Here is a 9,496-nt window from a genome sequence, read left to right on the forward strand (position 1 = left end):
ACGATCCTCAGCCGATGATGCGGGCACCCGGCACGGGGCCGTGCACATGCAGCGGGTCGAGCCCGTTCTCCCGCAGGGACGACTGCACGTCCTGCGCCGTCTCGGGGTCGGGGCAGAGCAGCGCGATCGTGGGCCCCGAGCCCGACACGATGCCCTGCAGCGCACCGGCGGCGACCCCGAGGCTGATCGTCTCGGCGAGGTCGGGTCGTTCGTACAGCGCCGCGGCCTGCAGGTCGTTGAACAGGGTGTCGGCGAGCTGGGCGGTGTCCCCCGAACGCAGCGCCTGCAACACGGGGATGGGCACGTCCAGCGACAGCGGCGGGTCGTCGGCCAGGGCGCCCTCCTCCTCACGGAGCAGGTCGAGGCGCTCGTACACCACGGGCGTCGACAACCCCTGCTCGCTGGGCACCAGGATCCAGTCGAAGCGTCCGCAAGCGAGCGCCGGGTTGAGCTGATCGCCGCGGCCGGTGCCGACGGCCGTTCCCCCGTGCAACGCGAACGGCACGTCGGCACCCAGACGCGCGGCGAGATCGTGCAGTCGAGCCTGCGACAGTCCGGTGCCCCACAGCGCATCGCACGCCACGAGGGCAGCTGCCGCATCCGCCGAGCCTCCCCCCATACCGCCGGCGACGGGCACGCTCTTGCGGATCTCGAGCGCCACCCCGCCCGGATGGTCCACGGCGACGGCGAGCAGCTTGGCCGCGCGCATCGCGAGGTTGCGGTCGTCGAGCGGCACGGACTCGATGTCCTCCACTCCGGAGACCGACACCGAGAAGTCGTCGGCGGGGCGCGCGATCACGTCTTCGTAGAGCGAGACGGCCTGGAAAACCGTCGCCAGCGCGTGATAGCCGTCGTCGTGCCGGCCGCCGACCCCGAGGAAGACGTTGATCTTCCCCGGGGCGCGCACGTGCACGGAGTCGGCGGACGCGGCATGGCTCATGATCGGATCACAGCTCCGAGGACTTCGCCCACAGGTTGACGTCGATCGCGCCGGCGAGCTCGTCGATGCGGGAGAGCTCCTCGGTCGTGAACTCGGGACCGTTCACGGCCGCGATGTTCTCATCCAGCTGCTCCGGGCGCGAGGCGCCGATCAGCGCCGAGGCGACGACGGGGCTGCGCAGCGTCCACTGCAGCGCGAGCTGCGCGAGCGACTGGCCACGGCTCTGAGCGACCTCGTTCAGCGAGCGCAGGGTCTGCACGGCCTCGTCCGTGAGCCGGCCCTCCGGCAGCGAGCCGCGCTTCTGCGCACGCTCGGCCGTGCCGTCTCCGAGGTACTTGTCGGTGAGCAGGCCCTGAGCCAGCGGGGTGAACGCGATCGCGCCGAGGCCCGACTGCTCCAGGGTGTCGGTCAGTCCGTCCTCGATCCAGCGGTTGAGGATCGAGTACGCGGGCTGGTGGATGACGAGCGGGGTGCCGAGCTCCTTCGCGACGGCGACGGCCTCGGCCGTGCGCTCCGCACTGTAGGAGGAGATGCCGACGTACAGGGCCTTGCCCTGGCGCACGAGCGTGTCGAGCGCGCCGACCGTCTCGGCGATCGGGGTGACGGGGTCGACACGGTGGGAGTAGAAGATGTCGACGTAGTCGAGGCCCATCCGCGTCAGCGACTGCTCGGCGCTCGCGAGGATGTACTTGCGGCTCGCGAAGTCGCCGTAGGGGCCGGGCCACATGTCCCATCCGGCCTTCGACGAGATGATCAGCTCGTCGCGGTAGGGCCGGAGGTCTTCCGCGAAGATGCGTCCGAAGTTCTTCTCGGCGGAGCCGTAGGGCGGGCCGTAGTTGTTGGCCAGGTCGAAGTGCGTGATGCCCCGATCGAACGCGTGGCGCAGCAGTGCGCGCTGGTTGTCGAGCGGGATGTTGTCGCCGAAGTTCCACCACAGCCCGAGCGAGATCGGGGGCAGGTACAGGCCGGACGTGCCGACCTGACGGTAGGCGAACTGCTGATAGCGGCTCTCGTCCGCAGCATACGGACGGTGCAGCTCGGGGACATCGGGACGGAAGCGGGGGGAGTCGGTCACGGTGCCAGATTACTGCGTGGAAGCGACATCGTCGGAGAGCACGTCCAGCGCGGGAGCGTGCTGCGCGATGCGCTGGTAGTCCTCGACCGTGAGGTCCTCACCCCGAGCCGTCGGCGCGACACCGGCGGCGGTCAGCACCTCCGAGGCGGCAGCCGAGCTGCCGAAGATCCCGGACAGTGCCTGACGGAGCATCTTGCGGCGCTGGTTGAAAGCCGCATCGACGATCTGGAACGTGCGACGGCGCTCCTCCTCCGTGCCGCGCTCCCCCTCGGACCGGTCGAAGCCGACGAGCAGGCTGTCGACGTTCGGCACCGGCCAGAACACCTGGCGGGAGACGTTTCCGGAGAGCTTCCACTCGCCGTACCAGGCGGCCTTGACGCTGGGCGAGCCGTAGATCTTCGATCCGGGCTTCGCTGCCAGCCGTTCGGCGACCTCGGCCTGGACCATCACCACGCCGCGCTGGAGGTAGGCGAAGTTCTCGAGGAAGTGCAGCAGCACCGGCACCGAGACGTTGTACGGGAGATTGGCGACCAACACGGTGGGCTCTCCGGGAAGCTCGGTGATGCGCAGCGCATCCGCATCGACGACCGTGAGGCGATCGGGCTCGACACCGTGCTCGGCGGCCGTCTGTGCAAGCCGGGCCGCGAGCCGGTGATCGATCTCGACGGCCGTGACGGAGGCGCCGGTCTCCAGGATCGCCAGCGTCAGCGAGCCGAGCCCTGGACCGACCTCGACCACGCGCTCGTGCGGCTGCACCCGGGCGGCCTGCACGATCTTGCGGACGGTGTTCGCATCGGTGACGAAGTTCTGGCCGAGCTTCTTCGTCGGGGTGACGTCGAGCTCGGCGGCGAGGCGGCGGATCTCGGAGGCGCCGAGCAGGGTGACGGTCATCCTCCCATTCTCCCCCACACTCCGATGTCCCCCCTCCTCAGTAGTCTTCTCTGGTGCCTTCTCTCGGAGAACTCGTCGCGCCCCGTCGCATGGGCCGCGATTTCCGATGGCTGCTCGCGTCATCGTGGACGAGCAACGTCGGTGACGGCGTCGCGCTCGCGGCCGCTCCCCTGCTGATCGCATCGATGACCTCGTCGCCGATCCTGGTGGCGGCCGGCGCGATCCTGCAGTTCCTCCCCTGGCTCCTCTTCGGTCTGCATGCGGGAGCGATCGCCGACCGCTTCGACCGACGCCGCCTGGTCATGTTCGCGAACGCCGCCAGGGCTGTCGTGCTCCTCGCACTGTGCGTCTTCCTGATCACCGGCGTCGCGAACATCTGGATCGTGCTCGCTGTGGCCTTCCTCTACGGCACCGCCGAGGTCTTCGTCGACACGGCGGGCAGCACGCTCCTGCCCATGCTGGTGAAGCCGGCCGACCTCGGCATCGGCAATGCCCGCCTGCAGGCCGGATACCTGGTGGCGAACCAGTTCGCCGGTCCGCCGCTGGGCGCCTTCCTGTTCGCCGCCGGCACCGCCTGGCCTTTCCTGCTCGAAGTCGTGTGCGTCAGCTTCGCGGTCGTCCTCATCTCCCGCATGGCTCGCACCCCGGTGCCGCCGCGCGAGACCGACGGGCACACGCCGGTGCACACCGACATCGCCGAGGGGCTCCGCTGGCTGTGGCGCAACCCTCCCGTGCGCATGCTGGTGCTCATCATCCTGGTGTTCAACATCACCTGGGCGGCGCCCTGGGGTGTGCTCGTGCTCTACGCGACCGAGCACCTGCAGATGGGCGCGGTGGGCTACGGCGCCCTCACGACCGCGTCGGCGGCCGGCGGCATCCTCGCGACGCTCAGCTTCGGCTGGTTGGAGCGCCATGTCTCCTTCGCCACCCTGATGCGTGTCGTACTCTCGCTCGAGGTGCTGATGCACCTGGCGTTCGCCTTCACCACCGTCGGATGGGTCGCGCTGATCATCATGTTCTTCTTCGGGGCGTACGCGTTCGTCTGGGGCACGATCTCCACGACCGTGCGACAGCGTCTGGTGCCCGCCGAGCTGCAGGGCCGGGTGGCCTCGGTGAACATGGTCGGGGTGTTCGGCGGGATGGTCGTCGGGCAGGCGCTGGGCGGCGTGATCGCCCAGGTGTGGGGACTCACCGCGCCGTGGTGGTTCGCCTTCGTCGGGGCGGCCCTCACGCTGCTGCTGGTGTGGAAGCCGATCTCGCAGATCGTGAGTGCGAAGCCCGTCGCCGAGACCGGGCCCGAAGACGTGGAACCCGAGGCTCAGTCGGCGAAGGAGCCGTAGACCTGCAGCGTGTTCTCGGCCAGCTGGGCGCACAGCTCGTCGACGTCGATGCCGAGCTCGGCCGCCATGAAACGCACCGTGATCGGCACGAGATAGGGCGCATTCGGGCGGCCACGCAGCGGCACCGGAGTGAGGAACGGAGCGTCGGTCTCGACGAGGATGCGATCGAGCGGCGTCACCTTCAGCGCGTCCCGCAGGTTCTGCGCGTTCTTGAACGTGACGTTGCCGGCGAACGACAGGTGGTATCCGGCATCCGCGCAGAGGCGTGCCATCGCATCGTCGCCCGAGAAGCAGTGGAACACCGTGCGCTCCGGTGCGCCTACGCGGGAGAGTGTCTCCAGCACCGCGTCGTGCGCGTCGCGGTCGTGGATCTGCATCGCGATGCCGTGCTTCTTCGCGAGCGCGATGTGCGCCTCGAACGACGCGAACTGCGGGGCGCGGCGTTCGGGTTCCGTGCGGAAGAAGTCGAGCCCCGTCTCGCCGATCGCCCTGGTGCGGGGGTGCGCGGCGAGCTCGTCGATCACCGCGATGGCCTCGTCCAGGCCCACGCCACCCCGCAGGCCCTCTTCCGCGTACGTCGGGGCGTCGTTCGGGTGGATGGCGACGGCGGCCAGGACGCGGGGGTCCGACTCCGCGGCCTCGACCGCCCATCGGGACGACTCGATGTCACCCGAGGCCTGCACGACACCGGCGATGCCCACGGCCGCCGCGCGGTCGAGCTGCTCGGAGAGGCTCAGCGGCTCGTCGCCGTCGACGATCTCCAGGTGCGCGTGGTTGTCGTACACCGGAACGGTCAGCGATTCGGGCGCGGCGGGATACCTCAGATCCTTGCGTCCGTCGCCGTCGCGGCGCTGCACGTACGTACCCGACATCGCTCAGGCCGCGGACTCCACCCGCGGGAACAGCGGTGCCAGGCCGTTGACGCTGGTACCGGGGCGCAGCACGCCCCACGCTCCGGCCTCGCGGATCGGCTGGTCCTGCAGACGACCAAGGGTCTCGGCGGCGCCGAGGGCGATCCAGAGCTTCTCGGTGGACTGCGGCATCACCGGCGAGAGCAGCACGGCGAGCGCGCGCAGCCCCTCGGCACAGGTGTAGAGCACGGTGGCGAGACGCTCGCGCTGTTCCTCGTCGCCGCTGTTCGCCTGCTTGGCCAGCGCCCACGGCTCGTTCGCGGTGATGTAGCCGTTGAGCGCGTCCACGATGGTCCAGATCGCCGAGATCGCCTCGTCGATGCGGAAGTTCGCGATGGCCGCATCCGCGTTCGACGCGGCATCCGCCACGATCTTCTGGATCGCGAGGTCCTTCTCGGTGTACTCGGCCGCCGGCGGCACGACACCCTCGAAGTACTTCTCGATCATCGCAGTCGTGCGCGAGGCGAGGTTGCCGAAACCGTTCGCGAGCTCGGCCTGGTAGCGGGCCGACAGGTCCTCCCATGAGAAGGAGCCGTCCTGACCGAACGCGATCGCGGAGAGGAAGTAGAAGCGGTACGCGTCCGAGCCGAAGACGTCGGTGATCTCGGTCGGCGCGATGCCGGTGAGCTTCGACTTCGACATCTTCTCGCCGCCCACGAGCAGCCAGCCGTGCGCGAAGACGCCCTTCGGCACGTCGAGCCCTGCCGCCATCAGCAGCGCGGGCCAGATCACGGCGTGGAAGCGGAGGATGTCCTTGCCGACCACGTGATAGGCGGGCCAGCGGCGCGCGAAGGTCTCCTCGTCGGAGCCGTAGCCGACGGCGGTGGCGTAGTTGAGCAGCGCGTCGACCCACACGTAGATGACGTGCGACTCGTCCCACGGCAGCGGGATGCCCCAATCGAAGGTCGAGCGGGAGATCGAGAGGTCCTTGAGCCCCTGGCTCACGAAGGAGACGACCTCGTTGCGCGCCGAATCGGGCCGCACGAAGTCGGGCTCGGTCTTGTAGAGCTCGAGCAGGCGGTCCTGGAACTCGCTGAGCTTGAAGAAGTAGTTCTTCTCCTGCAGCAGCTCCAGCGGCTTCGAGTGGATGGCGCAGACCTTCAGTCCCTCGAAGGGACCCGTGCCGTCGACGATCTCCGACTCCGGCTTGAACTCCTCGCAGCCCACACAGTAGAGCGCCTCGTACTCGCCCGCATAGATGTACCCGCGGTCGTACAGGCGCTGGAAGAACGTCTGCACGTTGGTCTCGTGGCGCTCCTGCGTGGTGCGGATGAAGTCGTCGTTCGCGACGTCGAGGGTCTCCAACAGCGGGAACCAGCTCTCGCTGACGAGCTTGTCGACCCACTCCTGCGGAGTGACACCGTTCGCCGCCGCGGCGCGCAGCATCTTCTGACCGTGCTCATCGGTGCCCGTCAGCATCCAGGTGTCATCGCCCGCCTGGCGGTGCCACCGTGCGAGAGTGTCGACGGCCACCGTCGTGTACCCGTGACCGATGTGCGGCACGTCAGACGGGTAGTAGATGGGCGTGGTGATGTAGAAGGAATCGCCTGCGGGCATGGAGCAATTCTAGGTGCCGCGCGAGGGATGGTTTCGCGCTCAGCCGACGGAGACGTCGATGCGGTGCCATCCCTGCGCACCGTCGGGTGCGGGGGCAGCCGGATCCGAGGTCTGCATCTCGCCGTCGGCGCTCAGCGCCCGGCATTCGATGGTGTGCGAACCGCTCTCGGCGGTCCAGTCGAGGCTCCACTGCACCCACGTGTCGGCGGAGATCGCGGTGGCGAGATCCGCCGTGCGCCATGGCCCTTCGTCGATGCGCACCTCCACTCCGGCGACCCCGACGTGCTGCTGCCACGCCATCCCCGCGATCACCGCGTCCCCTGCCGGGATCGACTGTCCACGGCGCGGGACGTCGATGCGCGACTGCAGCTTGATGGGCCCGTGATCGGACCACCCCCGGCTCGTCCAGTACGCCGTGGCACGGTCGAACCGCGTGACCTCCAGCTGCGTGACCCACTTCGTGGCCGACACGTAGCCGTACAGCCCCGGCACCACCATGCGCACCGGGAAGCCGTGTTCGATCGGCAGCGGCTCGCCGTTCATGCCGATCGCGAGCAGGGCATCCCGATCGTCTGTGAGCGCCTCGAGCGGCGTCGACGCCGTGAAGCCGTCTGCCGAGGTGGAGAGCACCATGTCCGCTTCCGCGTCGACGCCCGCACGCGCGAGCAGCTCGCGGATCGGCAGCCCCAGCCAGCGGGCGTTGCCGATGAGCGATCCGCCCACCTCGTTCGACACGCAGGCGAGCGTCACGTCCGCCTCCTGCAGCGGCATGGCGAGCAGCTCGTCCCAGGTGATGCGCACCTCGCGATCGACCATTCCATGGATGCGGAGCGACCAGTCGGCCGGGTCGACCTGCGGAACGATCAGCGCCGTGTCGATGCGGTAGAACTCCGCGTTCGGAGTCACGACCGTGGCGAGACCGGGGATGTCGAGCTCCGCGCCGACAGGGACCGCGGCCGCCGTCCTGGCTGCCTTCGGAAGTCGCAGCGCATCGCGGACCGCCTCGATGGAGCGGCTCGCGCCGCGGGCGACATTACCGATGATGAGCGCGACGGCCCCGGTCGCCGCGACGCCCGCCGTCCACAGCAGGAAGCGTCTGCGGTCCTCACCGTCGGGGTGCAGGCCGGTGACCGGACGCAGTCGGGCGATGAGGAGTCGCAGCACGACCACCGCGACGAGACCCGCGATCAGGCCGGGAAGCCAGGCGAAGGGCCCCGCTCCGGGGCGGATCATCGCGGCGACGACGGCGAGCACCCCGAGAGCGCCCAGGATCACCGCGCCGACGCCCGACCGTCGCCGCTCCAGGATGCCGGCGAGGGCTGCGACGACCACGAGGACCAGGGCGATGCCCACGATCAGCGCCACCTTGTCTCCGGTGCCGAACAGCGCGATAGCGGTGTCCTTCGCCCAGCTCGGTGCGAGGTCGATGAGTCCGCTGCCGATCACCGCGAACGGGCTCGCGCTCGGCTCGACCACAGCGGCGACGAGCTCTGCCAGCCCGACGGCGAGGAACGACGCGCTCAGCCCGGCCGCAGCCGAGCGCAGCGTGTCGTCCCTCGTCGCGTGCTGCGCGTTCGTCATGACCCGAGGGTAACCCCGCTCAGAGCCCGTTGCGCCGCGCGACCTCTCCCAACCAGGCGAGCGAGGGCTTCGGGAACCGTTCGAAGGTCTCGTGGTCGAAGCCGATCAGCCCGAACGTGGGCCGGAATCCGCTGGCCCACTCGTAGTTGTCGAGCGCGCTCCAGTGCTGGTAGGCCCGCACGTCGATGCCGTCGGCGATCGCGCGGTGCAGCCCCTCCAGCGCACCCTGCGTGTAGGCGACGCGTCGGGTGTCGTCGGCGGTCGCGATGCCGTTCTCCGTCACGAGGATCGGCACCCCACCGCTGCGCTCCCAGGCACTGCGGACACCCAGTTCGAGCGCATCGGGGAAGAACTCCCAGCCCGTGAGCGTCGTCTCCACGTCGTCCGACACGGGACGCGGACCCTCCGGGCCGATGAACGTGCGGGTGTAGGCCTGCACGCCGACGAAGTCGTCTCCGGCCGACTGCTCGAGGTACCAGTGGTCGCGCGGGTCACCGTACGTGGCGAGCATCTCGTCCGCTCCCGGCTCACCGGTGGAGTGGAACGCCTGCGTGGCGATGGTCCATCCCGCCTTGATCCCCGGCACCGAGTGCAGGATCTCGGTGGCACGGTGGTGCGCGTCGAGCAGGGTGTCGGCCACGGCGAGGTCCGGGTTCGGCAGGCCGTAGGCGACGAGGTTCGCGGCGTCCTCTCCCCCGGCCAGCATCGCGGCGATGTTCGGTTCGTTGATCGTGCACACGTAGTCGATGCCGTCGAGGATCGGCAGCACGGTCTCGACGTAACGGGAGAACAGGTCCACCGCGTCGTCCGCGCGCCAGAAGCCGTCCTTCTGGAACCACTGCGGCACCGTGAAGTGCATGAGCGTGACGGTGGGGTCGAGTCCGTTCTCACGCGCCGTGTCGATCATGCGGCGGTAGTGGTCGAGCATCGCCCGCGAGACGAACCCGCGCTCCGGCTCGATCCGCGCCCATTCGACCGAGAAGCGATAGGAGTTCAGCCCCGCCTCGGCGAGCAGCCGCATGTCCTCCGGGTAGCGGTGGAAGTGGTCGGCAGCGTCACCGGAGGGCTCCACCATGGGCGAGTCGGGAGCATGCTCCATCGCCCACCAGTTGCTCGTGGTGTTGTTGCCCTCCACCTGGTGGGCCGCTGTCGCGGCACCCCAGAGGAAGCCGTCGGGGAATGTGAGCACGGATGCGCTCCT

At 69.3% G+C, this 9,496-nt stretch carries 8 protein-coding genes; 1 reads left to right on the forward strand and 7 read right to left on the reverse strand.

Annotated elements, in window-relative coordinates; translation table 11 throughout:
- Positions 1–7 precede the first annotated feature (7 nt).
- Genes AB4070_RS06100 through rsmA form a run of 3 tightly spaced genes read right to left on the reverse strand, consistent with a single transcriptional unit; the run spans position 8 to position 2,906 of the window.
- Positions 8–940 carry a 4-(cytidine 5'-diphospho)-2-C-methyl-D-erythritol kinase gene (locus AB4070_RS06100; RefSeq protein WP_441979326.1) on the reverse strand — a complete coding sequence of 311 codons (933 nt, stop codon included), beginning with the start codon at positions 938–940 and terminating at the stop codon, positions 8–10.
- A gap of 7 nt (positions 941–947) precedes the next feature.
- A complete protein-coding gene (mgrA, locus tag AB4070_RS06105) occupies positions 948–2,015 on the reverse strand; it encodes an L-glyceraldehyde 3-phosphate reductase (protein ID WP_441979327.1) in 1,068 nt (355 codons plus the stop codon).
- Between the two features lie 9 nt (positions 2,016–2,024).
- Positions 2,025–2,906: a 16S rRNA (adenine(1518)-N(6)/adenine(1519)-N(6))-dimethyltransferase RsmA gene (gene rsmA / locus AB4070_RS06110; protein WP_441979328.1), complete on the reverse strand. Its 882-nt coding sequence runs from the start codon at positions 2,904–2,906 to the stop codon at positions 2,025–2,027.
- 53 nt (positions 2,907–2,959) lie between these two features.
- On the opposite strand from rsmA, the gene AB4070_RS06115 reads away from it, so the two are divergent.
- Entirely contained in the window at positions 2,960–4,246 is a 1,287-nt protein-coding gene (locus tag AB4070_RS06115; RefSeq protein WP_441979329.1) for an MFS transporter, read from the forward strand.
- On the opposite strand, the gene AB4070_RS06120 is transcribed toward AB4070_RS06115, so the two are convergent.
- From AB4070_RS06120 to AB4070_RS06135, 4 genes are read right to left on the reverse strand one after another with little or no spacing between them, the layout of a single operon-like run.
- On the reverse strand, positions 4,225–5,118 hold the full coding sequence (locus AB4070_RS06120) for a TatD family hydrolase (RefSeq protein ID WP_441979330.1): 894 nt from the start codon (positions 5,116–5,118) through the stop codon (positions 4,225–4,227). The genes AB4070_RS06115 and AB4070_RS06120 overlap by 22 nt on opposite strands.
- Positions 5,119–5,121: 3 nt before the next feature.
- Entirely contained in the window at positions 5,122–6,714 is a 1,593-nt protein-coding gene (gene metG / locus AB4070_RS06125; protein ID WP_441979331.1) for a methionine--tRNA ligase, read from the reverse strand.
- 39 nt (positions 6,715–6,753) lie between these two features.
- Positions 6,754–8,295, reverse strand: coding sequence for a molybdopterin-dependent oxidoreductase (locus tag AB4070_RS06130; protein ID WP_441979332.1), 1,542 nt, complete (start codon positions 8,293–8,295; stop codon positions 6,754–6,756).
- A 19-nt stretch (positions 8,296–8,314) separates the two neighbouring features.
- On the reverse strand, positions 8,315–9,484 hold the full coding sequence (locus tag AB4070_RS06135) for a glycoside hydrolase family 1 protein (RefSeq protein WP_441979333.1): 1,170 nt from the start codon (positions 9,482–9,484) through the stop codon (positions 8,315–8,317).
- Between the last annotated feature and the right edge of the window lie 12 nt (positions 9,485–9,496).

The organism is Microbacterium sp. 2RAF4, assembly GCF_052115285.1.
Classification (GTDB): domain Bacteria; phylum Actinomycetota; class Actinomycetes; order Actinomycetales; family Microbacteriaceae; genus Microbacterium; species Microbacterium oxydans.

Bases quoted from the DNA above. Each gene is read 5' to 3' on its own strand.
- AB4070_RS06100 (WP_441979326.1), bottom strand. From the start codon at position 940: ATGAGCCATGCCGCGTCCGCCGACTCCGTGCACGTGCGCGCCCCGGGG.
- rsmA (WP_441979328.1), bottom strand. From the start codon at position 2,906: ATGACCGTCACCCTGCTCGGCGCCTCCGAGATCCGCCGCCTCGCCGCC.
- AB4070_RS06120 (WP_441979330.1), bottom strand. From the start codon at position 5,118: ATGTCGGGTACGTACGTGCAGCGCCGCGACGGCGACGGACGCAAGGAT.
- metG (WP_441979331.1), bottom strand. From the start codon at position 6,714: ATGCCCGCAGGCGATTCCTTCTACATCACCACGCCCATCTACTACCCG.
- AB4070_RS06130 (WP_441979332.1), bottom strand. From the start codon at position 8,295: ATGACGAACGCGCAGCACGCGACGAGGGACGACACGCTGCGCTCGGCT.